The sequence below is a fragment of the Pseudoduganella sp. GW821-FHT11H04 genome, assembly GCF_058807935.1.
The window spans coordinates 46,747-70,164 of the sequence record NZ_JBXARE010000005.1; the positions used below are offsets into that span (position 1 = coordinate 46,747).

The window sequence follows — 23,418 nt, forward strand, 5'->3', positions numbered from 1 at the left end:
GCGGGGTTCCGGTCTTGCATCAAGCGTTCAATACTTGAAGCGCAGGCCTGCGTAGTACTGCACGCCGTTGGCGTAGAAACGAGCCGGCTGGTCTTTATTGTAGACGTAGTTCTTCAGGATCGGGTTGTTCAGGTTTTGGCCGCTGAACGTGAAGGTCAGGTTCTTCGTGATCTGATAGTTCAACGACGCCGACAGCTGGCCGATCGCATCCATGTACAGCGGCGTGCCACGGTCCTGGGCAGCCAGGAAGGACGAACGCCATGCATAGCTCACACGCACGTTGAACTTATCGTTCTCATAGAACGCGCCGATGTTCGCAGTGGTCTTCGACGCGCCCAGCATATCGCATGGGTCAGCCGAAGTGGAGGTCTGGGTAGCCGGGCAGCTGCCAAACTTCTGCTTCGAGTCCGCGAGGGTCACGTTGGCATCCCAGCCGAAGCCCATACCCAGCGGCATCTGCAGGTTCATTTCCACGCCCTTCACGTCCGCATCGACGTTGGTCGGCGAAGTGATCACGTACTGTGCGAACACTGGCTTGCCGGTCTGCTGCGATGCGCGGCTGTCGATGAAGGTGCCGGTGCTGGAACCGTAGCCCACGTAGTCCTTCAGGCCCATGTAGAACAGGCCGACAGAAGCCAGTGCACGCGGTGCGAAGTACCATTGCAGGGTTGCGTCGATGTTGTTCGACTTGGTTGGCTTCAGAGCCGCGTTACCGCCGTTACCGGTGTGGGTTTCGTCGGTCAGCGACACGGTGCCGCCCAGGGCGCCGAAGTCAGGACGGGTCATGGTGCGCGAGATACCGAAGCGCGCCACAACATCCTTGCTCACGTCAATACGCAGGTTGGCGCTTGGCAGGACTTCAGTGCCATTGTTTTCGATACGGGTCTGCTGCACGAAACCGCCCCATGGGAAGGCTGGCAGGTTACCGCCTGGCAGTTGGTTCGGCAGGATCTGGTAGCCATTCGATTCGCCTTCGGTGCGCACGATACGCACGCCTGCATTACCGCTCCACATATCGCCTTCGAATTCACCCATGGCGTAGACGGCCTTGGTCTTTTCGGTCAGGTTGAACATGTCCGGGTAGTAGGTGCGGGTTTCGCTGCGGTTGGAGTGCACATTACCCCACTCTTGCAGCACGGAGCGATCCAGTTCCCACACATTGGTAGGGAAGTTGCCGCCCAGGTCCTTGCCGAAGTCGCTCGGATAGGTGTTGCCATTCCATGCCGGGTTGGTATTGGCGGTGCCTGGCTCGGTGTTGGCCCAGTTAGGGCCTTGCGCCACGGCGAAGTTACTGCGCTTATGGTTGGTAGCGCGGGCGCCGAACTTGATTTCACGCAGAGGACCCGCTTCCAGCTTGAACGCAGCATCCAGCTGGCCGTAGGTTTCCTCGTCCTTGGTGGTGGCAGGGCTATAGCCGAACACCCAGTCCAGGATAGTGCCGGTGAACTTGGAAGTATCGATGCTTGGGAACTTCACGGTCGCAGGCGAACCGAGGCCGTTCAGCTGGTAGCTCACGCCGGAGTTGTTCACGTCACCTTCGTACACGCCTTGCGATGGAGTCTCGCCGGTGCCCTTGGTCTTACCGATCGAACCGCTCAGGGTCAGGTCGTTAGTTGGACGCCATTTGGCGGCGATGTCGCCGAACTGGGTCTTGGCGAAGGCGCCTTCACGCACGATGTCGTCCACGATGCCGTAGCGCAGGGGAGCAGCCGCGGTGCCCTTATTCGGGAACACGACGGAAGTCAGGGTGCCGTTGCGAACGGTGTAGGACTCAGGAACCACGTTACCGCCGATGGCGCCATTGGCGTTCATGTCGGTCATGTAGTTACGGTTGTAGTTCGACGCTTCCAGCTTGGAGTTGAAGTAAGTCGCTTCCAGGGAGAAGTCGCGGCTAGGCTTGACCTGCACGCTCAGCATGCCGCCCTTACGCTTACGTTCCTGTTCGAACAGCGAGGAACCTATCAGGCGTGGGAACCATACATTTGCCAGGTCAGGCTTGGCTTTAGCCAGGTCGCTGGTCGGCGAAATCTGGGTCCATTGCAGCAGTTCCTGGCCATCGCGGCGCAGACTGCGTTTTTCGGAGAACAGCTGGACCAGGGCGCCCAGGGTGCCGGTCTCGTTCTTCCAGTTACCCAGCAGGGAAATTTGCGGGTCGGTTTTCTTGGCCAGCGTGGAGTATACGGCCTGCACGGAACCTTCCAGAACCAGCGGCTCTTTGAAGTCCAGCGGCTTACGGGTGATCACGTCCACGGTACCGGCGGCACCGCCTTCAACCAGGTCGGCGGTCGGCGATTTGCGCACAACTACCTGGCCCACGATCTCGGAAGGCAGCAGCGAGTAGGAAGCAGTACGGCCAACGGCGCCGCCCACCTGGTCCAGCACGAACCAGTCGCCCGACGAAATGCCGTGGCCATTGATGGTGGTCTGGGTCAGCGAAGGCGCAGTGCCGCGCAGGCTGACACGGTCGTTTTCGTCAAAGCCGCCGGAGCCGGCTGCGGAGGTGGAGATGTTCACACCTGGCAGACGTTGCAGCGAGTCGGCCACGTTCTTGTCCGGCATCTTGCCCACGTCTTCGGCGGTGATCACTTCAACGTTGGCGGCGGCATTACGCTTCACCGACAGCGACTGCTGCAGCGAACCGCGAATACCAGTAACGACCACCACGTTTTCATCTTTGGTTTCCTGCTGCTGTGCGTAAGCTGGGGCGGACATGCCCAGTACCAGCACGGCGGTCGCGGCTGCGATCGGCGTCAGGACGGTGAGGTTACGCGGTTTGACTGCTTCCTGATTGTGTTTCATTTACTCCCCCAATGGTGTGGATCCTTGGCGGATCCGGTCTCAACTTAAAAAGCTACTCCACTACAAAACCAATCGAGCGCCAATATACCCCGGATGAATACCAGAACACTACCAATTTTCATATTTTTTTCACATGTTGTACTGAAAAGACATACCACTTTGTAACGTACTGCGCATAGTTAACGTTACCAAAGGGGCTAAACAGGAAATGTGGTTTGCATACCTCTGGATGGAAGGTCTTTTTTTGGTATTATCGGCCGCACCACAAAGGGAGACCCAATGGCATCGCTCGCGCAGATCATGCAGGAACTGGTGCAGACCAGTAGCCAACCGCTTTACCAGCTTCTGCAACGCGCCTTACGCGAGGCGATCAATCTCCACGTCTTCGGCCCGGACGAAGCGCTGCCCGCCGAACGAGTATTGGCCGCGGACTTGAACATCTCCCGCATCACAGTGCGCAAGGCCATCGATGGCCTGGTCGAAGAAGGCTTGCTGGTGCGCCGCCCCGGCTCCGGCAATTTCATCAACACCCGCATAGAAAAGAATTTCGCCAAGCTCACGTCCTTCTCCGAGGACATGCGCTCGCGCGGACGCACGCCGCGCAGCGTGTGGCTGAAAAAGGCTGAAGGAACGGTGACGCCCGAAGAAGCGCTACGCCTGCGGCTTAGCCCCGGCGCACCGGTCTACCGCTACCACCGCATCCGCTTCGCAGACGAAGTGCCAATGTGCGTGGAATACGCGACCATCGTGGCCGATGCCCTGCCCTCGCTGGAAGCAGTTGACGTCTCAATGTATGAAGCGCTCGAAGCGGCTGGACACCGCCCGGTACGCGCGCTGCAGCGCCTGTCTGCCCTGCTGCTGACAGGCGAACAAGCCAAGCTGTTGCAAGCTAAGGAAGGCGACGCCGGCCTCGCCGTCGAACGCCTCGGCTTCCTGCGTGACGGCCGCGCAGTTGAATTCTGCCGCTCGATCTTCCGCGGCGACATGTACGACTTCGTCGCCGAGCTCAGTACACCATAGCAGTTCTTACTCCGCCTTAACCTGCAGATACGTTTACGAATCAGACCGCTTCCGCCCCAACTCGGACCTTCGCTTCTAATATCGAATTCGTCCCGGTGCGGACGTTCACAGTTCTACAAAGCGGCGTTCAACGTGCGAGTTCAGCAGGCGCCAAAGGCGATTCGCTGGAATTTAAGGTTGGGCGGAAATACCTCATGCATCAACCCCGCCAATCTTGGTGGCGTCAACCTCGGCCAAAAGGAGCAAATCTTCTAAGTTCAGAGCTACAAATTCAGCATCTTCCAACGTAAGCGAACCATAGCCTACTTTGTATATTCCGCGCTCCGGGTGCGGAAGAAAAATCATCACTTCGCCACCGCCATTATCTCCCACAGGAATTGCGCCAGGAATTCTTTTTGAAATTTCGTATGCATCGTTCATCTCAATGCATTTTGCAGGGCCATACAGCCGAAGGTACTTACCTTTGTACGACATCTCAATTTCAGTGGCTTCGGCAAGAAGCTCTGTAAAGGACAACGGCAACTCGGGGAAGCAACTTTGCAATCCCCGAATTTCTCGCGGCCTTGCACCTTCTTTTTGCGCCAGTACTTGAACTGTAGGGTGTAAGGAACTGATCATGCCTTTTGTGCATATCAAGGTTCAAAATCACCGGACTGCGCAGCTTTTCGCGCAGGTCCGGTGGATTGCATAGTAAGCGCAGTTAGACATATAGCGCCCTGACTCCTGGTGTGGCCGCCTTCACCCGCTCGGCGAAGCCTTGGTAAAAGAACGGAATATTGTCGCTCTTATCGCCCCTCAGGCGCCCCCGAACCTTATCAAAGGTGGCTAGCGCAACATGAAACTTCGGTTCGCCAACCACAAGAACAGGTTGATCACCTTGATCGAGCCATTTGAAGGAGCCCCCGTACTTGCGGCGAGCAACCTCAAGAATGTAGGAGCCGAATAGTTGAACAATCGCGTCTGTATCTTTCTTTGGCATTTGCGCTGAATAGTGGGATGCTTCATCAAGCATTTCCTCGACAACGGTCAAGCTTTTTTCAGAATAGTCTAACCGTCCACCAGCGCGTTTCTGAAACTGAGAAATAGCCAATTCGGCTTTTGCTTGAACCTGAGGAGCCATATCATTTGCAAACGAGACTAAGGGGAGCGCTAGGCCTAGCGCGCATATGAACCAACGAATTAGTGAGAGGTGTTTCATGAGTGCTAACGGGTTATATATCGCAAATTAGCAATATAACATGGGTGCCTGTGATATAACATTGGCCTGCCATCGAGGCAAGAGTCCTTGTCCCGCCTGGGTCCGTGCTATTTTTCTGTGCGCTTATCCTGTACTAACAAAACCGACAAAAACACGCAAGTGGCCAGCGTTGGAAAATGGATAGAAACAGCTGCGGTCGAAGGGCAGCTCATGGCCGGTTGCGCCCCCACCATTTGGCTAGAGCTTCGATATAGCGGATAGCACTTCGTCAGACGCATCGAAGCGTAACGCACATGCCGTCAACGCCTCTTTGTCCTCCGATGTAACGGCTGTGAGGTGAAAAACACAGTGGCTTAGCGCCATTTCCCACTCACCATGCGAATTCAAACTATCGCATGTCTCCCAGATTTTGGGCGGCAATGAACTTCGCAATTTTGACAATGCTAAGCTCATTTGTTCGGTCTCATCCATGCATTGCTTTCATTGTAAATCTGACCGGCAGCTGCTGGCCGGTAGAAGTGCTTAGCACACTATCTTACAGGCGCAGACTCCGCTGGCAGCGGAGTGCTTGTACTCGCCGATGGCGGGGGCTCTGATGGCGGACTCGGCATTGACTTAACGCACTTCCATTTCCCTGCCGTTAGCTTTCCTAAATGCTTCTTCATTTCATCAAACAAGGGATGCTGCTTATCCAGGATAAGCATCGCACCACCATGTGTGGACTCCGTCGAGAACAGGTTTAATTGAATGCTGCCGACCTCATCAACCGACGCGTATCCAATACACTGCGTGTTCTTCGCTCTATCTGCAGAATATGCCTGGGTGCACGACAGGCTCGCTACAACGAAAAACAAAATCGGCAAATACTGCATTCTCTGTTCTTCGCATTCAGGCATAACACTTGACCTTTTCATCGCTATCAGGGAACCCCAAAAACTGAAATTTTCGACCGACTCCTCTTGGCCGATTGTACTCGGTCACCTGGCTGGCGCATCCGCCCCACTGCGGAGTTTGTGCATTGTCTCCTGAGACGATTGCTTTTCTTCTATTGAAAACAGAACATCGATTCGGAAAGCTTTACCCAGCATACCCCGTTGGCCTTGCCTTATCGAACGGGTACGCAATCAGTGCCGATCTCGCGCAAGTCAATTTGATTTTCAAGGTAATTTCGCTGGCTTGCCAACGTTGGCACCTCACCTATTATCGATTTAGCTCGTTCGGAGAATGCGTGAGTGTCGAATGGCCCCATTGCCTTCTCAGCATCCAAATCAATGATCCAGAAAGCGTCATTGTTCGTGTATTTAGTGGCGATAACTGGTTTTCCATTGTGCGATTTGCATTCATATGAGATCGCAACCTTCTGAAGTACAAAGGCATAGCTGCCTACTGTCTTCTCATCGACAACCATTTGATCTATCACGACAACCCAATGCCCGTCTTTATTGTGGGAAATGTAGATATGGGAATCATCAGAATCGTCCAGGAAATAATTACTCATCCCAATCCTGCTTCCAGGGTTGCTTCGTGTACATCCCAAAAGAAGAGAAAACATGAAGAACAACGAAAATCGAATAACTTTTTCGGTCGTTCGTTGGATTCTATTTATTACCATTTTAATATTAACATGAAATTACCGAGAAGGCCGAAAGTGCAACAGCTTGCCAGGTCGGATCCTTGAGCTCGCAGCCTGAATGCCTGCGTCGGTTACCAATTCGCTTCCCATAAAGATTTGACCGACGGCAGCCGCATTTAGCCATTCAGCTTAGAGCTGAATATCGCGTTCGACGTAGGCAAGTTGCAGTCCAAAATCACATACTCGCAATCCAATTTTCGAATTCCTTTGTCATGCCAGGCGGATTTGCGCGGCAAGTCTGCATGGCAATTTCGTCATAGTATTCAAGTTCATGTACGATGATGGGGATTGGTGTAGAGAACTTTCGTTCGATTATCCCAGTTTCATGCAGCGCCTGAGCTATCCGTACACAGGCCTCAACGAAGTAGGCGGTAATCCTGCCCGCGATCTGCATACATTGATCAAAGTCAGCTTCCTCATCCTCATCCGAGTACCAGAGGCCGCTTGCTTTCAAATACTCTTCCAACAGCATTCCGCCTTGAGTCCCCGGTTCGCCAATGAACCTCAGTTCGTTCTGAAGCCAAAAAGCGAAATTCCATTTCGCTTCCTCAGCGCTTGAAGCTGACTGTGCGCATGCTCTCGCGTGTGCCAGGGTGTTATAGCCTAGCTGAAGAACGGGATATCGAGGATCGTCGTTAATGTCGAAAACATAGAACGAAAGCGCATAGATATCCGTATCAACACCTGTGTCGACATTCGCCAATACCGTGCAAATTTGGTCGTAAGCGAATTTTTCAAAATCATTCATAAGCATGTGGTGGTTACAAAGTTGCAGCAATGTTGGATGTCCGCAGTTGGCCGATTTCAGGCCGTCGTCGTCGGCTGGCTCCGCGAATTCATCATTGGCCACGCCATTCCGACCACATTGAACCCTTGGGATGATTTGCAATGCCACGTTCCACCGACTTCTCGTTCCAGCGCTCTACAGGTTCAGCAAAATCTCCCCTATGCTTCAACAATTCGGGGGTCCCGATGAGGTAAATCGCTTGGGCTTCCCCTCTCCCGAAGCGCTGTAGGACGCTGTAGTGTTCCTTCATACCAGGCATCCACACCGTGACCGTCAGTATGTCAATTGCACTTCCGTCAGGCTCCCTGTACAAGCCTTCACGCCCGAACGCCCACGAGACCTTCATTGACTTTGCCTCACCTAGACTGGCCCACCCCTTAGACACGGCTTCCTCCTGAGTTTCGGACTCAAAGTCGACTACCTGTCTCCCGTCATCACCTTCGAGAACGGCGAATGGACAAATCAGCTCACCGGCTCGATTTGAGTCAGCAATTGCTGCAGTATGGGCGAGAACGAAGCCCGCAAATTCAAGTGCTTCGTTTGAAACGAAAGACCGGAAAAGAGAACCGAACATTAAAATTCGCCTAACACGTGAGTTAAGCCGCGCCACAAATCGGCGTCGGCTGGATTCGATGGCTGCTTTTGGCCGCTAGACGTCATGGTGCTCATTGATCGAGCTTTCCAGCAGCACCCGACAAGCCACAAAGATATCATCCACGCAGTCGACGGCTGAAATTCCAACGTGTTCATGCCCAGATTGGTCATGAGCTAAAGCGAAAAATACTTCCAACGAATCGGGATAGCGAAGCTTCGCAGCGATAGATGCAATCAGTGCGCAACCAACGTTTGCATCCAGCCTGTTCGAAAGGATTTCTTGGGCCAAAAGCTTCGCGTCCTCGAGGGACTCATAAGTTCTCATTTCAACATCCAAATTCGCCGTGCCAATTTCGAAGGTCTGCATCTGGCCGATTGTACCCGGTCGCATCGATCACCAAGTCAATGCCATAGCCCCGAAGCAGACCACTATGGCGTTGATTTCCGAACGAGCTGTTTTCCCGTTTTGACGTAAGCAGAACGCATTACGTTGACTAGTCCCGCAGGGGAAACTGAATCTGAATTCAGCTTCGTTTTGCCAAAACTCTCAATCGCTTTAACAACACCTGAACTGGTATCCCAACCCTCGAATAACCAAGCAGCAGCACTGCCGCCGCTCAACTGGCCCACTAGACAAGTGTGTTCATCTGGCTGATAAGCTCCCAGCACGGCGCTGCTTTGGGCTTTTGCGATCTCCTTCACGTCCTGCGTCGCGATCACCTTTTGATCGAAATTGAGAATACAGATCGGGTGATGAGCCGAACACTTTTTTACCAAAGCCACGGACTCTGCGGGAATGAACATGTTCTCAATTTGAAACTCGGCGTCAGCAATCTCGCATGCGCGCTTTGCTGCAGAATGCGATGGCAACGAAATGAACAACGCCAAACATACAATTAGGAACTTGATTTTCATGATTCTTTAGAAGAGTTGTGCACTTGTTGTAGAGATGATCAATCAGTTCATGCGGACAATCAGCTTAGCGCTTGACCTTGGAAGCGTCGCTGGCAAGCACCACCGACAGCTTGGCCGGGTCGATGTGTTTGCGGAAGGCTGCACTCACCTGTTCCGGAGTAAGGGCCATCAGCTTCGCTTCGTACTCCTTACTCCACACGAAGGTGCGGTCCAGGTAGCGGAAATGCGACCATGCGCCGGCTACCACGTCGTCCTTGGAACGGTTCTGCACGCGCTGCTGCATCAAGCCAGACTTGGCGCCGGCCACTTCCGCGGCGGTGAAGCCATTCTTCACGGCGCGTTCAAGCTCCTGGCGGACGGCTGCTTCCAGCTTGACCATATTCTGCGGTGCTGCAATCGCTTCGATCGTGAAGCCGCCTGCATTATCGCGGTCGCCGGCATCGAGCGAGGAACCGCCGCCGTAGGACAGGCCATCCTTCTGGCGAATGCGGTCCATCAGGCGCGATTTCAGGCCGCCGTTACCGAAGATGAAGTTCGCGACTTCCAGCGCAGCATAATCAGCATCATCGGTACGCAGAGGCATTGCGATGCGCGCGGCGAACATGCCGTTCTCCTTGTCCGGCGTATCGAGCGTGATGCGATTCGCAGCCTTGTCTGCGTGCTTGTCCAGGATTGGCGCGTAGGCAGCCTTGCTTTGCCAGCCCGCCAGTTCCTCGCTCACAACCTTCACCAGTTCGGCCTTGTCGAAGTCGCCGACTACCGACAGCTCGCCGTGGGAAGCGCCGTAGAACTCAGCGTGGTAGGCCTTCAGATCTTCCAGCTTCAGCGCCTTGACTGCATCGATTTGTTCATCGAGCGTCATCACGCTGCGCGGGTCGCCTTTCGGCCAGTGGTTGAAGTATTCGGCCAGCGCGCGACCTGCCATCGACTGCGGGTCATTGCGCGAAGCCTCAATGCCAACAATCCACTGCTGGCGCATCTGTTCGAACTCCGCTTGCGGGAATGTGGCCTCCTTCAGCACATGCGCCACCAGGCGCACGGCTGCTGGCAGGAACTCGCGTGTGGTTTCGAAGTGATACAGGCCGCCCGACATCTTCAGCTTCGACATGACATCGGCCAGCTGCGCACGCGAATATTTGCTCGTGCCGCGCGCCAGCATCTGGTCGGTAGCCGCCGCCAGGACCTGCTTGCCGAATTCGTTCTTTTCATCGCCCCAGTGCAGGCGCATGTCCAGCGCCACGGTCTCGCCGCGGTTCTTCTTCGGCAGCAGCGACAGCTTCAGGCCACCGACTTCTTTAAGCTCGGTGCGCGCCATGATGTTGTCCTGGCTCGGATTGAAGTTCTCCGAAGTCAGCACACTGGCCTTGCCCTTGAAATCCTTGAGCAGTTCAGCCGCCGTCGGCGCCGCACCAATGTCCGCGCGCTGCGGGGCGTCGTCCGGAACGAATACGCCTACAGTGCGGTTATCCCGCTTCATATAGCGCCCCGCTGCTTCCGCCACTTGTGCGGAAGTGATCGCTGCCAGCCCATCGCGGCCCTGGAACAGCAAACGCCAGTCGCCCAGCGCGATATGCTCGCTCAGCGCCACGCCCACCTGCTGCGGATTATTCAGCGACTTCTCGATCGCGTTGCTGTAATCGCGGCGCGTACGCTCCATCTCTTCTTCGGTCGGAGGTGCTTTTGCAAAGCCCTCCACCGTCGCGATCAGTTCATCGCGCACCGGTTCGACCGGCTGGCCCAACTTCACGACGGCACCGAATACCTGCAGGCTTGGCGCGATGCCCGGCTGGCTGATCGCAAACACCTGCGCCGCCTTGCCTGTTTCGACCAGTTGCTTGTGCAGGCGGCCATTTGGCGTGTCGGTCAGCACCTGGCCCATGAAGGCCAGCGGATCCGCGTCGCCATGCAGGCCCGATGGAATCTTGTAACCCACCAGCACGATCTGCACGTCGCCCTTGCGGTGCACCGAGTACTGGCGCTCGCCGTCCTGGGCTGGCTCCACGGTCCAGAACTGCGGCAGCTTGCGCTTCGGTTTCGGAATCACGCCGAAGGTCTTGCCGATCCACGCCAGCGTTTGCGAAGGATCGAACTTACCGGCCACCAGCAGCACGGCGTTATCCGGCTGGTAGTAGGTGTGATAGAAGGCTTGCAGGTTCTCGATCTTGACGTTTTCGATGTCGCTGCGGTTGCCGATGGTCGAACGACCGTAGCTGTGCCAGTCGTAAGCAATGCTCTCCATGCGCTTGTACAGTACTTCGAACGGACTGTTTTCGCCGCTCTCGTACTCATTGCGCACCACGGTCATTTCCGAGTCCAGGTCCTTCTTCGCGATGAAGGACTTCGTCATGCGCTCAGCTTCCATATCCAGCGCCCACTTCAGGTTTTCCGGACTGGCCTGGAAAACCTCGTAGTAGTTGGTGCGGTCCATCGACGTTGTGCCGTTGAACTCCATGCCGCGTTCGGAAAACTGCTGCGGAATATTGCGATGGTTCGGCGCGCCCTTGAACATCAGGTGCTCCAGCAAGTGCGCCATGCCGGTCTCGCCATAGTTCTCATGGCGCGAGCCAACCAGGTAGGTGACGTTGACGGTCACCGTCGGTTTCGACGCATCGGGGAACAGCAGGACTTTGAGCCCGTTGGGCAGTCGGTATTCGGTGATGCCTTCTACAGAAGGTCCTTTGGCGACACCGGCAGGAAGAGTTTGCGCGAACGCAGAAGAAGCGGTCAGCAGCAGCGCTGCGACATATCGGATTTGCATAGGATTCTGCTCACGTTGGCAAAACCCTATCCTACCACTTAGGACTTTTCGTCAGGTAGCAGGCAAGCCTCTACGACCTGCAACTTGTTATCCTTGGCGAACTCTTTAACGAAGTTATAAGCCATCGGCTGGATTTCGCGCAGGCCTTCGTTGACCACGACGGCTTTTACGCCATTGACGACGGTGGGGGTGACATAGGGCGAGAACTGCAGATGGGCATGGCGCCCGCCGGAGCCTTCCGGGCGGAAGCACGCTAATACACCGGCCAGTCGTTCCGCCCAGTCGCTTGGACGGAATTGTTTGCCGTCGGTCGTAAGCCCAAGAATGAAGAACTCGCTGGCCATATACCTGAAACCCAGTTGCTGTGAGGAACCCCAGTATTATATCTTATAGAAGACTTGAACGGGGCCCCGGGATCAGGTCATTTTAGCCGAGCCACACTGCTCCGGACAGCAGCAACAGCAACATCATCCACAACAACAACGCGCGCCACACCAGGCCGATCGTGCTTTGCAGGGCGCGTACGCCCGGCTCGTCACCCGGCAACTGGTCCACTTCCATATCGCTGATATCGACCGTGGCAGCATCCGAAGGAATGATCTTGGCCGCATTTTCATTCGGGGTGCCCAGGCGCACGCCCATGGCGCCGCCGCCGGCCGCCAGGATGATGCCGGTCGCCTCATCCTTCCAGCGGTGGGCGAAGTTACGCCAGGCGTAGATCGCGTCTTCGAAATTGCCGACCACGGCGAAGGCCACGGCCGTCAGGCGGGCAGGAATCCAGTCGATCCAGTAGAAGGCCTTGGCGGCGAACTCGCCGAACGCCTCCTGGCGCATATGTTCAGGCTCATTCCAGGCGCGGGCCAGGTATTCGGACACACGGTACAAGATGGCGCCGCAAGGACCCAGCGGCATCAGGAACCAGAAGAACACGCCGAACACATTGCGGTGAGTCGTGACCAGCGCCTTCTCCACGGCGATACGGGAAATCTCGGTCACTTCCATGCCCACGGTGTCGATCTTGCACCATTCGGCCAGCAGTGTGCGTGCCTGGCTTTCGTCGCCGGCATTCAGTGCCAGCTGGATCGAGGTGAAATAATGGCTGTAATGGCGGAAGCCCAGCGTCAGGTAGACGATCAGGACATTCCAAGCGAACGCGGCCAGCATGAAGTTATTGCGCACCAGCAGCCAGTACACCAGGCCGGCCGGCAGCGTCAGCGCGCCCACCAGCAGGAACCAGCCCATGCGTCCATGGCTCGCGTGCCCGGCGTTGAACCACTGCTCCATGCGTACCGCCAGGCGCTTGAACTCCGCCCAGATCGGGTTGTCCGCGCGCAGGGGCTTCAGTTGCTCAAACAGCAAGGCGACGAGAATAGAGAGAAAAGTCATCCAAATCCTTTGATTAGCAGTACCACAATGCCCGCTACGATAGCTTATGCGCGCAAGAAATGAAACAGGTTGCGCAGCATGCCGGCTGTTGCACCCCAGATAAAATAGTTTTGGTATGGCATTGCGTAAAAAGTGCGCCTGCCATTCGGCAGCTCGGCTGCCAGGCGCTGGTGGTTGGCGCCGTCCATCAGGAACTGGAACGGCACTTCGAAGATCTCCGCCACCTCAAACGGGTCGGCCTTCATCTCAAACGGCGGCGTAACCAGGCCCACCACCGGAGTCACCGCGTAACCGGTGCCTGTGTAGTAAATAGGCAGTGTGCCGATCACGTCGATGTGGCGGCGATCGAGGCCAATCTCCTCCTCCGTTTCGCGCAGCGCCGTATCGACCGCATCGACATCGGTCGGCTCGGCGCGGCCGCCGGGGAAAGCCACCTGCCCCGCATGATCGTTCAAATGCGCGGTGCGCATGGTCAGCAGCAGGTAGATGCCGTCTTCACGCAACACAAGCGGCACCAGGACGGAAGCCGGCGTCGGCTCGCCGCGGTGCAAGCCAAGCGATTGCTCGGATGGTTCGGGCACCCACTCAGGCGGTTCGGCGAAGCGCCGGCGCAACCATTCCGGCGCGAGATGCTCCAGCAGGACGGCGGCTTCGCCGGCAATCGCCTCAATCGGAAGCAGGGTCGGGTCAAAAGCAGTTTTTGGCATAGGCGGCATTGTACCAAGCTGAAAAAAAAGGACGCCCGAAGGCGTCCTTTCCGAATCCGATACCGAAGTATGGATTACGCTGCGGTTGCCGCAACTTTGCGGTTTGGCAGTTTTTCCTTGATACGTGCGGATTTGCCCGAACGCTCACGCAGGTAGTACAGCTTAGCGCGGCGAACGTCACCACGACGCTTCACTTCGATCGAAGCGATCAGTGGGGAGTACAGCTGGAAGGTACGCTCAACGCCTTCGCCGGACGAGATCTTACGAACGATGAAGTTCGAGTTCAGGCCACGGTTACGACGGGCGATAACAACGCCTTCGTAAGCCTGGGCGCGCTTGCGGGTGCCTTCGACTACGTTCACGTTGACAACCACGGTATCGCCAGGGGCGAAGTCAGGGATGTTTTTGCCCAGGCGAGCGATTTCTTCTTGTTCCAGTTGCTGGATCAGGTTCATTTTAAAACTCCTATTACCATCTTGCCGGCGCCAAAAAGATGCCCGGTAGAGGATGGGGTTGAAACACGGCAGGCAACATGCCTGCCACGGTACTACAACGGGTTTACAAACCCGCCAAAAACTTTTCGTCCTTCTTCGAGAGCAGGCCGGCTTCGCGGGCCTTGACCAGCAGGTCGGGACGCTTGCGCGCCGTCGCTTCCAGCATGCGCTCACGGCGCCACTTCTCGATCTCGGCGTGGTTGCCGCCCAAAAGCACGGGTGGCACGGCCTCGCCTTCGTAAATCTCTGGCCGCGTATAGTGCGGCGAATCCAGCAAGCCGTTGACGAAAGAGTCTTCGACTGCGGAAGCATCGGTATTCAGCACGCCTGGCAGCTGACGCACCACGGCATCCATCAGGGCCATGGCAGGCAGCTCGCCGCCGGACAGCACGAAATCGCCGAGGCTGATTTCTTCATCGATGCAGCGATCCAGCAAACGCTGGTCCACCGCTTCGTAACGGCCGCACAGGATCACGAGGCCGGGTTCCTGCTTCAGCTGCATCACGCGTTCGTGCGTCAGCTGTTTGCCTTGCGGCGACATGTACACCACGCGCGGCGCCGGCAAGCCCGAAACCACCTGGCGCTGTTTAGCGGCCGCGATGGTCTGCTCCAGCGGCTTGGCCAGCATCACCATCCCCGGGCCGCCGCCGTAAGGGCGGTCATCCACGGTGCGGTGGTTGTCGGTGGTGAAATCACGCGGATTCCACAGCGACAGGCCCCAGCGCTTCTGCTCGAACGCACGGCGGGTGACACCGGACTGCGTCAAAGCAGCGAACATCTCAGGGAACAGGGAAATAACGTCGAATTGCATTGTGCGGTTCCGGATTAGTAATCCAGGCCCCAGTCCACGATGATCTGCTTCGCGTCCTTGTCCACCTTGATAACAAACTGGCTAACAAACGGGATCAGGCGCTCTTGCGCCTTTCCATCAGCCTCGTACTCGACGCGCAGGATGGACTGAGGTCCATTGCTCATCATGTCCGCGACTGTTCCAAGGCTTTCGCCCTGCTGATTCTCAACTGCCAGGCCGATCAAGTCGCCCCAGTAGAATTCATCTTCTTCCAGCTGCGGGAAGTCGGCGCGCGACACGAATACCGATGCGCCCTTCAGCGCTTCTGCTTCGTTACGGTCCGTCATTCCAACGATAGTGGTAACGACGTCGCCACCATGCAGCTTAGCCCGCTTGACTTCTACGTCACGCAGGCTTGGCTTGTCGAGCCACCATTTGGTGGCATGCAGCAGCGCATCTGCTTCGGAGTTGAAGGGCCGGACACGGACCCCGCCAGTGATGCCATAGGCACCGAAAACAAAGCCAACCTGAACCAGGTCAGCCGGGGCTTGCGCCCCAGATGCGGTCTTGCTGCTCAAAGCTTGAATTAAGCTGCTTTCTGGGTAGCAACCAGCTTGGCAACAGCTGGGGACAGCTGTGCGCCAACGCCTTGCCAGTAAGCCAGACGGTCAGCAGCAACGCGGAAGGTTTCTGCTTGGCCGGTAGCCATTGGGTTGAAGAAGCCGATACGTTCTACGAAACGGCCGTCACGACGATTGCGGGAATCGGTTGCAACGATGTTGTAGAAAGGACGCTTCTTGGCGCCACCACGAGCTAAACGAATAACGACCATAATATTTCCAAAAAAGAGTGCTGAGTCGGATAAAGCCGCAAATTATAGCGCGCTTTCAATCCGACCTGCAAGATTAATCAAATTGGTGGGGACTTGGACAATCCGAAATTATCCCCTGAACCAGCCTCGGCGGCAACAGCTTTGTTATGCGATACTGCCGGTTTTTCGGACTTTACGGCAGCAATCATGTCTGTTTTACACAAGAACAAAACTTTCGCCGCCCTGCTCGCCGTTGTGACCGGCGGCATTGGCCTGCATCGCTTCTACCTGCGCGGCCTGGCCGACAAATGGGGCTGGCTTCATGCGTTCAGCCTGCTCGGCTGTGCCGCCGTGTTTGCGCTCTGGCCGAAAGCCGATCCCTACTTCCTGTTACTGCCGCTGATCCTGTCGATCCTGGTCGGCACACTCGAAGCCCTGGTCCTCGGCCTGATGCCCGATGAAAAATGGGACGCCGCCTTCAACGCCGGCTCCGGCAAACAATCCAATTCAACCTGGCCGCTGGCGATCGTCCTGGTCGCCGGCCTGATGTTCGGCGCCTTCAGCCTGATCGCCACGATCGCCCGCCTGTTCGACCTCCTCTACACCGGCGGCATCTACGGCTGACCTCGTGTCAACCTTGGGGTCAGGCTCTTTGGTTGCCACGCGTGGCAACCAAAGAGCCTGACCCCAAGGTTGACACGAGCTCGACCGCAACGTCTTGTCACAAATTTTCATTCCATTCGGAAACTATTGACCTATACTCACTGTTACTACAACCGTTTTTGGAGAACCCATATGAAAGTAATTAAATTCCTCTTGCCAGCCATCCTGGCTGTAACGGTTACCGGCGCTTATGCGCAACCGAAAAAAGTTTGCGCCGATTGCGGCACCGTGACTGCAGTGAAGGTCGTTGAGAAAGATGGCGAAGGCGGCGCGACTGGCATGGTTGCCGGCGGTGTAGCTGGCGCCCTGCTGGGCCACCAGGTTGGCGGCGGCACCGGTAAAACCCTCGCCACCGTAGCCGGTGCAGCGGGCGGCGCTTACGCCGGCAAGAAGATCGAAGGCAAAATGAACAAGGTCAAGGAATGGCACGTGACCGTTCGGTACGAAACCGGCAAAACCGGCACCGTCGTACTGAAGAACGATCCTAACCTGCGCAACGGCGACCATGTACGCCGCGAGAACGGCGGCCTGGAACGCTACTAAGCTCTCCGCGACAGCAGTAACCCCATCCCAGCGCCGGCCAGCAGGCCGGCGCAACTCCGGTTAAAAATCCTCTTTCCGCGCGGTTGCGCGAACCACTTCTGCATGCGTACGCCCATCCAGGCGTAGGCCGCCAGCGCCACTAGCTCCAGCAGCAGGAACAATACCCCCAGCACGAAGAACTGCGCACCCACCGGGCCGGCAGGGTCGACGAACTGCGGCAGGAATGCAGTGAAGATCAGGATCGCTTTCGGATTGCCTGAGGCGACAAAGAACTCTTGCCGCGCCAACTGCCACCAGCCTGCAGCGGGCGCCGCGCTCGCCGCCTGCTCACCGGGCTGCGCGCGCCATAGCTGCCACGCGAGGTAAAACAAATACACCGCGCCCGCAGTCTTGATGATCGTGAACAGGATTTCGGATGTATGCAGCACTGCCGCCAAGCCGGCGGATGCCAAAGCGATCATCCCCGCAAACGCCACCAATCGCCCCGCACCTGCCAGGCAGGAACGGCGGAAGCCATAGCGCGTGGCGTTGCTGACGGATAGCAGGTTGTTCGGCCCTGGCGCCAAATTCAGCGCGAAGCAAGCGGGCACGAACAACATAAGGGTTGAAGCGTCCATGGTCGGCTCCATATTGAAATTTTAGTTAATATACAACGCGCCAAGCTCTCAAGGAGATACCGTGACAGACATTACCACGCCCCGTTTTCCGCCACAGTGGCAGCCGCTGGTCGACCGCGCCTCAACTGCCCTGCGCGAACTCGCCGTCAACGAAGACGCCAAGGCGCGCTTCCTGAAAGACCCGATGCTGCGCCCGTTCATGGAGCGCGTGTCGCAGCGTTACGTCGCCGGCAGCACGGTAGCGGATGTGATCGGGCGCGCCAACAAGATCAATCAGAACGGTCATCGCGCCTCCGCCGAGTACATGGGCGAGAGCGTACGCGACGCAGGCTTTGCGAACGCGGAGACCAGCGTATTCATGCAGCTGGTGCAGGCAATCGGCGAGCAAAAGCTCGATTGTTCGATTTCCTTCGACCTGTCGCATGTTGGTTCGCTGGTCGATCCGGAGCTGGGCTACCAGAACGCGCGCCGCATCGCCCGCGCTGCGGCGGGGATCGGCCAGGAGGTGATGATCTCCATGGAAGCCTCGGATCGCACCTCGGGCATCTACGAAACCTACGCTCGCCTGCACGAGCAAGACGGCTTATTCAACGTCGGCATTACCATGCCGGCCAAGTTGCACCGCACGGCGGCCGACTTGCCAGTATTGATGCGCCTTCCCGGCCGCATCCGGCTGGTCAAGGGTGCCATGTTCGAGCCGCCGGAAATCGCCTATGCTCGCAACAGCCCTGAACTGGCATCAGCCTATCGACGCTTCGCCGCCCTCCTCCTGCGCAGCGGCCACAAATGTTCGATTGCTACGCACGACCGCGCGATCCAGAACGAACTCGCAACCATGATCCGCGCCGAAGGCATCCCCCCAGGCCCCTATGAATTTGAATCGTTGATTGGCCTGGGCGAGCAGAATATCGCCGACCTGCGCGACGCTGGCTTTGCGACGCGCGAGTATGCAGTTTTTGGAAAGGAGCACTTCTTGTACGTATTGAACCGCATCTCGGAAGAACCAGTTCGCGTCTACCAGGCGATCATCGACGCGCTGGGTGCCGCATGATCCGTCGCCTTCTCGCAGTTTCCTCACTGGCGGTTTCCGTCCTCGCCGCGACTGGCGCAGCACATGCGCAGACCGTGGCGATCACCATGGATGATGGCCCCAATGCGGAAAGCACGCCGCGCATGACCGCCGTCGAGCGCAACCAGGCCATCCTGGGCGCACTCGCAAAACATCACGTACAGGCGGCATTGTTTGTGACCTCGGGCTACGGCGCCACCACGCCGCAAGGACTGCCGCTGCTGCAGGCCTGGAGCAAAGCCGGCCACGCAATTGGCAACCATACTGTGACGCATCCGGACCTGGAAAAAGTATCGCTGGCCGAGTACCAGCGCCAGGTGCTGGAATGCGATCGCTTGATCAGCACCCAGCCTGGCTATCAGAAGTGGCTGCGCTTTACCTATCTCCGCGAAGGCAATACGCCGGAAAAGATTGAGGGCATGCGCAAGTTCCTGCAGGAGCATGGTTACCGCAATGCTTACGTCAGCGCCGATACCAGCGACTGGCGGCTTAATGAAAAACTGGTGGAAGTGCTGAAGAAAAATCCCAACGCTGATGTAAGCGCGATACGCAGCGCCTACCTGGCCCATATCAAACAGCGCTTACTGGCCTACCGCGAACTGTCGCAGCAATTGCAAGGACGCGATATCGCGCAGGTACTGCTGATGCATCACAACCTGATCAATGCGCTATGGCTCGATGATGTGCTGAGCGAGATCGAGGGGATGGGTTGGAAGATTATTTCGCCTGCGGAGGCTTTTGCCGATCCGGTCTACAAGCTGGATCCGGTGCGCAAGGTTGCGGGGCAGAGTTTGTTGCTGTCGCTGGGGCGCGTGCTGGGACTGGGGGTGATGCCCGGGGGCGAGCGCCTGGTGGACGATGGGGATTACGAGATTGCCGAACTGGCGAAAAAGGGGCTCTAAACCGGAAGAACCGGAAAACCGGGGTACGGCCCTTGGGCCGGACCCCGTCGCTCTTTAGAACTGCTCGACGCCCAGGCCCAGCACACCGGCGCTGCCATCAACGATGGCGGCGCGCATGCCGGTGGAGCCGGACAGGATGTGGTCCGCGAAGAAGCGTGCGGTCACGATCTTGGCGTGGTAGAACGATGCATCGCCCTCGCCTGCCGACAGCTTCGACTGCGCCACCAGCGCGGCACGGCCCATCTGCCAGCCGCCGAACACGATACCGGCCAGCTTCAGGTACAGCACGGAACCAGAGAACACGCCCTTGATATCCGATTTGGCGTGGCCAACAACGTAGTCCACCACGGCTTCCAGGTCATCCGCACCCTGCACCAGGTGCTTGCGCATCGCCGCGAAGTCCGGCGAATTCACGGCGCCCAGTTCTTCGGCAGTCTTGCGCACTTGAGCAATGATCGACTTGGCCAGCGCGCCGCCGTCACGTACGGTCTTACGGCCGATCAGGTCATTCGCCTGGATCGCGGTAGTGCCTTCGTAGATGGTCAGGATCTTCGCATCGCGGTAGTGCTGCGCTGCGCCGGTTTCTTCGATGAAGCCCATGCCGCCGTGCACTTGCACGCCGTCGCGGGTCACGTTTTCGGACATCTCGGTCGACCAGCCCTTCACGATCGGCACCAGGTATTCATACACAGCCTGGTTGGCCGCGCGGACTTCCGCATCAGCGTGATGGTGAGCCACGTCGTGGATACCGGCAGCCACGTACGCCAGCGCGCGCGCCGCTTCGGTCTGGGCGCGCATCGACATCAGCATGCGGCGCACGTCCGGATGGTTGATGATCGCCACGCCGGCTGGGGAGCCATTCAGGTCGCGCGATTGCACGCGGTCCTTGGCGAAGGTCACAGCCTGCTGGTAAGCGCGTTCCGCCAGGCCGACGCCCTGCATGCCGACACCGAAGCGGGCCGCGTTCATCATGATGAACATATATTCCAGGCCGCGGTTTTCTTCGCCCACCAGGTAGCCAACAGCGCCGCCGTTGTCGCCGAACTGCAGCACGGCAGTTGGGGAAGCCTTGATGCCCAGCTTGTGTTCGATCGACACGCAGTGCGCGTCGTTGCGGTCGCCCAGCGAACCATCTGCATTGACCATGAACTTAGGTACGATGAACAGCGAGATGCCCTTCACGCCGGCAGGTGCGTCCGGAGTACGCGCTAGCACCAGGTGAATGATGTTCTCGGCCATGTCGTGCTCACCGTAGGTGATGAAGATCTTGGTGCCGAATACTTTGTAGCTGCCATCGCCCTGCGGCACGGCGCGGGTGCGCACGGCGGCCAGGTCGGAGCCTGCCTGAGGCTCGGTCAGGTTCATGGTGCCGGTCCACTTGCCGGTCACCAGCGGCTCCAGGTAGGTCGCCTTCTGCTCGTCGGAACCTGCGGTCAGCAGCGCTTCGATCGCGCCGTCGGACAGCAGCGCCACCAGCGCGAACGACAGGTTGGAACCGTGCAGCATTTCCACGCACGGGGTGCCGATCAGCTTCGGCAGGCCCTGGCCGCCGAATTCAGTCGGGTGCTGCAGGCCTTGCCAGCCGGCTTCCGCGAACTGCTTGAAGGCTTCCTTGAAACCTTTGGAAGTGGTCACCTTGCCATCAGCCCAGGAACTAGGCTCTTTATCGGCAGGCTGGTTCAGTGGGGCGATTACGCCGCTCACGAACTTCGCATTTTCCTCCAGGACGGCTTCCGCGGTTTCCGCGTTTGCATCTTCACAGCCTGGCAGCGCGGATACGCCTTCCAGGTTTGCCAGTTCGTTCATCACGAACAGCATGTCTTTCATTGGTGCTTGATAAGTCATGAAATCTCTCCAAGGTAGTAAAAGGGCCACTTGCGTGGCCCCGGTACTCAGTCCTTTTGCAGGACTCTTTTTTGATTAACCCAGTTCCTTGACCAGCTGAGGCACTACCTCGAACAGGTCGCCCACGATGCCGTAGTCGGCAACGGAGAAGATAGGAGCTTCTGGATCTTTGTTCACTGCGACGATGACCTTGGAATCCTTCATACCAGCCAAGTGCTGGATCGCGCCGGAGATACCAACGGCGATGTACAGGGAAGGAGCAACGATCTTGCCGGTCTGGCCAACCTGCCAGTCGTTCGGCACGAAGCCAGCGTCCACTGCAGCGCGCGATGCGCCCATGGCGGCGTTCAGCTTGTCGGCCAGCGGTTCCAGGATCTTGAAGGCGTCAGCAGAGCCCATGCCGCGGCCACCGGAAACGATGATCTTGGCGGCGGTCAGTTCTGGACGGTCCGACTTGGCCACTTCACGGCCGATGAAAGCGGACTTGCCGAAATCGCCGGCAGCAGCCACGGTTTCCACAGCAGCGGAACCGCCTTCGGCAGCAGCAGCGTCGAAGCCGGTGCTACGTACGGTGATGACTTTGACTTTGTCCGACGATTGCACGTAGGCGATCGCGTTACCAGCGTAGATTGGGCGCTCGAAGGTGTCAGGCGCGTCAACCTTGGTGATTTCGGAGATCTGTGCCACGTCCAGCTTAGCTGCTACGCGTGGCAGGATGTTCTTGCCGTAGGCAGTTGCTGGAGCCAGGATGTGGGTGTATCCGCCAGCGATCGCCAGGATCTGCTCGGAGACGTTTTCGGCCAGGCCGTCGGCGAAGTGGGCTGCGTCAGCGTGCAGCACTTTGGTGACGCCGGCGATTTTAGCGGCAGCAGCGGCGGCGGCGCCGGCGTTCGAGCCAGCGACCAGCACGTGTACTTCGCCTGCGCACTTGGCGGCGGCGGTAACGGTGTGCAGGGTGCTGCCCTTCAGGGATGCGTTGTCGTGTTCTGCGATGACGAGTGCGACCATGATTGAGTTCCTAGAGTATGCGGTGAATTAGATGACTTTAGCTTCGGTGCGCAGCTTGGACACCAGGGTCGCTACGTCAGGCACTTTGATACCAGCGGAACGCTTGGCAGGCTCGGCCACTTTCAGGGTTTTCAGGCGCGGGGTCACGTCGACGCCCAGATCTTCCGGCTTGACGGTATCCAGCGGCTTCTTCTTCGCCTTCATGATGTTAGGCAGGGTCACGTAACGTGGCTCGTTCAGGCGCAGGTCGGTGGTCACGATCGCTGGCAGTTGCAGTGCCAGGGTTTCCAGGCCACCGTCCACTTCACGGGTCACGGTGACTTTGCCGTCGCCCAGTTCAACCTTCGAAGCGAAGGTCGCTTGCGGCCAGCCCAGCAGCGCTGCCAGCATCTGGCCAACCTGGTTGGAGTCGTCGTCGATTGCCTGCTTGCCCAGGATGATCAGTTGCGGTTGCTCTTTGTCGGCAACGGCCTTCAGCAGCTTGGCCACAGCCAGCGGCTCCAGCTCAACGCCGGTTTCGATCAGGATGCCGCGGTCGGCGCCGATCGCCATACCGGTACGCAGGGTTTCCTGGCACTGCGCCACGCCAGCGGACACGGCAACCACTTCGGTCACTTTGCCAGCTTCTTTCAGGCGGGTCGCTTCTTCCAGTGCGATTTCGTCGAACGGGTTCATCGACATTTTGACGTTGGCGATGTCCACGCCAGTGCCGTCGGATTTGACGCGCACTTTCACGTTGAAGTCGACGACGCGCTTGACAGGTACCAGGACTTTCATAGGTGTGCCTTTGAAAAAGTGATAAGTAAAATTAATGGGCTAGATTATATTGGAATTCGGTATCACTTACCGAATAAAAGCACGATCGTGCGTTTTTTAAGT

Annotated in this window: 25 protein-coding genes; 5 read left to right on the forward strand and 20 right to left on the reverse strand. The window is 57.6% G+C overall.

What is annotated here, in order from left to right:
• Positions 1 to 27: 27 nt before the first annotated feature.
• Complete coding sequence (locus tag AC1RTP_RS13235; protein ID WP_498608094.1) at positions 28 to 2,799, reverse strand: TonB-dependent receptor; 2,772 nt, start codon at positions 2,797 to 2,799, stop codon at positions 28 to 30.
• A 279-nt stretch (positions 2,800 to 3,078) separates the two neighbouring features.
• Between AC1RTP_RS13235 and AC1RTP_RS13240 the strand changes: the two genes are divergently transcribed.
• Complete coding sequence (locus AC1RTP_RS13240; protein ID WP_498608095.1) at positions 3,079 to 3,819, forward strand: GntR family transcriptional regulator; 741 nt, start codon at positions 3,079 to 3,081, stop codon at positions 3,817 to 3,819.
• 192 nt (positions 3,820 to 4,011) lie between these two features.
• Here AC1RTP_RS13240 and AC1RTP_RS13245 read toward each other — a convergent pair whose 3' ends face one another.
• From AC1RTP_RS13245 to rpsP, 15 genes are all read right to left on the reverse strand, one after another.
• The gene (locus AC1RTP_RS13245) at positions 4,012 to 4,437 is read right to left on the reverse strand and encodes a hypothetical protein (RefSeq protein ID WP_498608096.1); all 426 of its coding nucleotides are present in this window, start codon (positions 4,435 to 4,437) and stop codon (positions 4,012 to 4,014) included.
• 82 nt (positions 4,438 to 4,519) lie between these two features.
• On the reverse strand, positions 4,520 to 4,939 hold the full coding sequence (locus tag AC1RTP_RS13250; RefSeq protein WP_498608097.1) for a hypothetical protein: 420 nt from the start codon (positions 4,937 to 4,939) through the stop codon (positions 4,520 to 4,522).
• Between the two features lie 1,183 nt (positions 4,940 to 6,122).
• The gene (locus tag AC1RTP_RS13255; RefSeq protein ID WP_498608098.1) at positions 6,123 to 6,515 is read right to left on the reverse strand and encodes a DUF3997 domain-containing protein; all 393 of its coding nucleotides are present in this window, start codon (positions 6,513 to 6,515) and stop codon (positions 6,123 to 6,125) included.
• Positions 6,516 to 6,825: 310 nt separating this feature from the next.
• A complete protein-coding gene (locus AC1RTP_RS13260) occupies positions 6,826 to 7,500 on the reverse strand; it encodes a hypothetical protein (RefSeq protein ID WP_498608099.1) in 675 nt (224 codons plus the stop codon).
• A complete protein-coding gene (locus AC1RTP_RS13265) occupies positions 7,490 to 8,011 on the reverse strand; it encodes a hypothetical protein (RefSeq protein WP_498608100.1) in 522 nt (173 codons plus the stop codon). The genes AC1RTP_RS13260 and AC1RTP_RS13265 overlap by 11 nt, the downstream gene beginning before the upstream one ends.
• A gap of 75 nt (positions 8,012 to 8,086) precedes the next feature.
• Positions 8,087 to 8,398, reverse strand: coding sequence for a hypothetical protein (locus AC1RTP_RS13270; protein ID WP_498608101.1), 312 nt, complete (start codon positions 8,396 to 8,398; stop codon positions 8,087 to 8,089).
• 62 nt (positions 8,399 to 8,460) lie between these two features.
• Positions 8,461 to 8,946 (reverse strand): hypothetical protein, encoded by a 486-nt coding sequence (locus AC1RTP_RS13275; RefSeq protein WP_498608102.1) that lies wholly within the window; start codon positions 8,944 to 8,946, stop codon positions 8,461 to 8,463.
• A 64-nt stretch (positions 8,947 to 9,010) separates the two neighbouring features.
• The gene (locus tag AC1RTP_RS13280) at positions 9,011 to 11,704 is read right to left on the reverse strand and encodes a M16 family metallopeptidase (RefSeq protein ID WP_498608103.1); all 2,694 of its coding nucleotides are present in this window, start codon (positions 11,702 to 11,704) and stop codon (positions 9,011 to 9,013) included.
• A gap of 38 nt (positions 11,705 to 11,742) precedes the next feature.
• A complete protein-coding gene (locus tag AC1RTP_RS13285; protein ID WP_155455913.1) occupies positions 11,743 to 12,048 on the reverse strand; it encodes a DUF3579 domain-containing protein in 306 nt (101 codons plus the stop codon).
• An 82-nt stretch (positions 12,049 to 12,130) separates the two neighbouring features.
• Positions 12,131 to 13,090: a CobD/CbiB family protein gene (locus AC1RTP_RS13290; protein WP_498608104.1), complete on the reverse strand. Its 960-nt coding sequence runs from the start codon at positions 13,088 to 13,090 to the stop codon at positions 12,131 to 12,133.
• Positions 13,091 to 13,134: 44 nt separating this feature from the next.
• Positions 13,135 to 13,797: a CoA pyrophosphatase gene (locus AC1RTP_RS13295; protein WP_498608105.1), complete on the reverse strand. Its 663-nt coding sequence runs from the start codon at positions 13,795 to 13,797 to the stop codon at positions 13,135 to 13,137.
• A 74-nt stretch (positions 13,798 to 13,871) separates the two neighbouring features.
• Positions 13,872 to 14,252, reverse strand: coding sequence for a 50S ribosomal protein L19 (gene rplS / locus AC1RTP_RS13300; RefSeq protein WP_431479126.1), 381 nt, complete (start codon positions 14,250 to 14,252; stop codon positions 13,872 to 13,874).
• Positions 14,253 to 14,355: 103 nt separating this feature from the next.
• Positions 14,356 to 15,102, reverse strand: a complete 747-nt coding sequence (trmD, locus tag AC1RTP_RS13305) for a tRNA (guanosine(37)-N1)-methyltransferase TrmD (RefSeq protein WP_498608106.1) — start codon at positions 15,100 to 15,102, stop codon at positions 14,356 to 14,358.
• A 14-nt stretch (positions 15,103 to 15,116) separates the two neighbouring features.
• A complete protein-coding gene (rimM, locus tag AC1RTP_RS13310) occupies positions 15,117 to 15,659 on the reverse strand; it encodes a ribosome maturation factor RimM (protein WP_498608107.1) in 543 nt (180 codons plus the stop codon).
• An 8-nt stretch (positions 15,660 to 15,667) separates the two neighbouring features.
• Positions 15,668 to 15,913, reverse strand: coding sequence for a 30S ribosomal protein S16 (gene rpsP / locus AC1RTP_RS13315; protein WP_055936763.1), 246 nt, complete (start codon positions 15,911 to 15,913; stop codon positions 15,668 to 15,670).
• A 186-nt stretch (positions 15,914 to 16,099) separates the two neighbouring features.
• Here rpsP and AC1RTP_RS13320 point away from each other — a divergent pair, with 186 nt between their 5' ends.
• A complete protein-coding gene (locus tag AC1RTP_RS13320) occupies positions 16,100 to 16,516 on the forward strand; it encodes an NINE protein (RefSeq protein WP_498608108.1) in 417 nt (138 codons plus the stop codon).
• Positions 16,517 to 16,687: 171 nt separating this feature from the next.
• Positions 16,688 to 17,098 (forward strand): outer membrane lipoprotein, encoded by a 411-nt coding sequence (locus AC1RTP_RS13325; protein ID WP_498608109.1) that lies wholly within the window; start codon positions 16,688 to 16,690, stop codon positions 17,096 to 17,098.
• Here the strand turns inward: AC1RTP_RS13325 and AC1RTP_RS13330 are convergent.
• Positions 17,095 to 17,715, reverse strand: coding sequence for a LysE family translocator (locus AC1RTP_RS13330; protein ID WP_498608110.1), 621 nt, complete (start codon positions 17,713 to 17,715; stop codon positions 17,095 to 17,097). The genes AC1RTP_RS13325 and AC1RTP_RS13330 overlap by 4 nt on opposite strands.
• A gap of 61 nt (positions 17,716 to 17,776) precedes the next feature.
• On the opposite strand from AC1RTP_RS13330, the gene AC1RTP_RS13335 reads away from it, so the two are divergent.
• Positions 17,777 to 18,766, forward strand: a complete 990-nt coding sequence (locus AC1RTP_RS13335) for a proline dehydrogenase family protein (RefSeq protein WP_498608111.1) — start codon at positions 17,777 to 17,779, stop codon at positions 18,764 to 18,766.
• The gene (locus AC1RTP_RS13340) at positions 18,763 to 19,686 is read left to right on the forward strand and encodes a polysaccharide deacetylase family protein (RefSeq protein ID WP_498608112.1); all 924 of its coding nucleotides are present in this window, start codon (positions 18,763 to 18,765) and stop codon (positions 19,684 to 19,686) included. Before AC1RTP_RS13335 ends, AC1RTP_RS13340 begins: the two co-directional genes overlap by 4 nt.
• A gap of 54 nt (positions 19,687 to 19,740) precedes the next feature.
• Here the strand turns inward: AC1RTP_RS13340 and AC1RTP_RS13345 are convergent, their stop codons facing one another.
• From AC1RTP_RS13345 to AC1RTP_RS13355, 3 genes are all read right to left on the reverse strand, one after another.
• Positions 19,741 to 21,531 carry an acyl-CoA dehydrogenase gene (locus AC1RTP_RS13345; RefSeq protein WP_498608113.1) on the reverse strand — a complete coding sequence of 597 codons (1,791 nt, stop codon included), beginning with the start codon at positions 21,529 to 21,531 and terminating at the stop codon, positions 19,741 to 19,743.
• Between the two features lie 75 nt (positions 21,532 to 21,606).
• Positions 21,607 to 22,539 (reverse strand): electron transfer flavoprotein subunit alpha/FixB family protein, encoded by a 933-nt coding sequence (locus tag AC1RTP_RS13350; protein ID WP_498608114.1) that lies wholly within the window; start codon positions 22,537 to 22,539, stop codon positions 21,607 to 21,609.
• 27 nt (positions 22,540 to 22,566) lie between these two features.
• Positions 22,567 to 23,316: an electron transfer flavoprotein subunit beta/FixA family protein gene (locus tag AC1RTP_RS13355; protein WP_426170206.1), complete on the reverse strand. Its 750-nt coding sequence runs from the start codon at positions 23,314 to 23,316 to the stop codon at positions 22,567 to 22,569.
• Between the last annotated feature and the right edge of the window lie 102 nt (positions 23,317 to 23,418).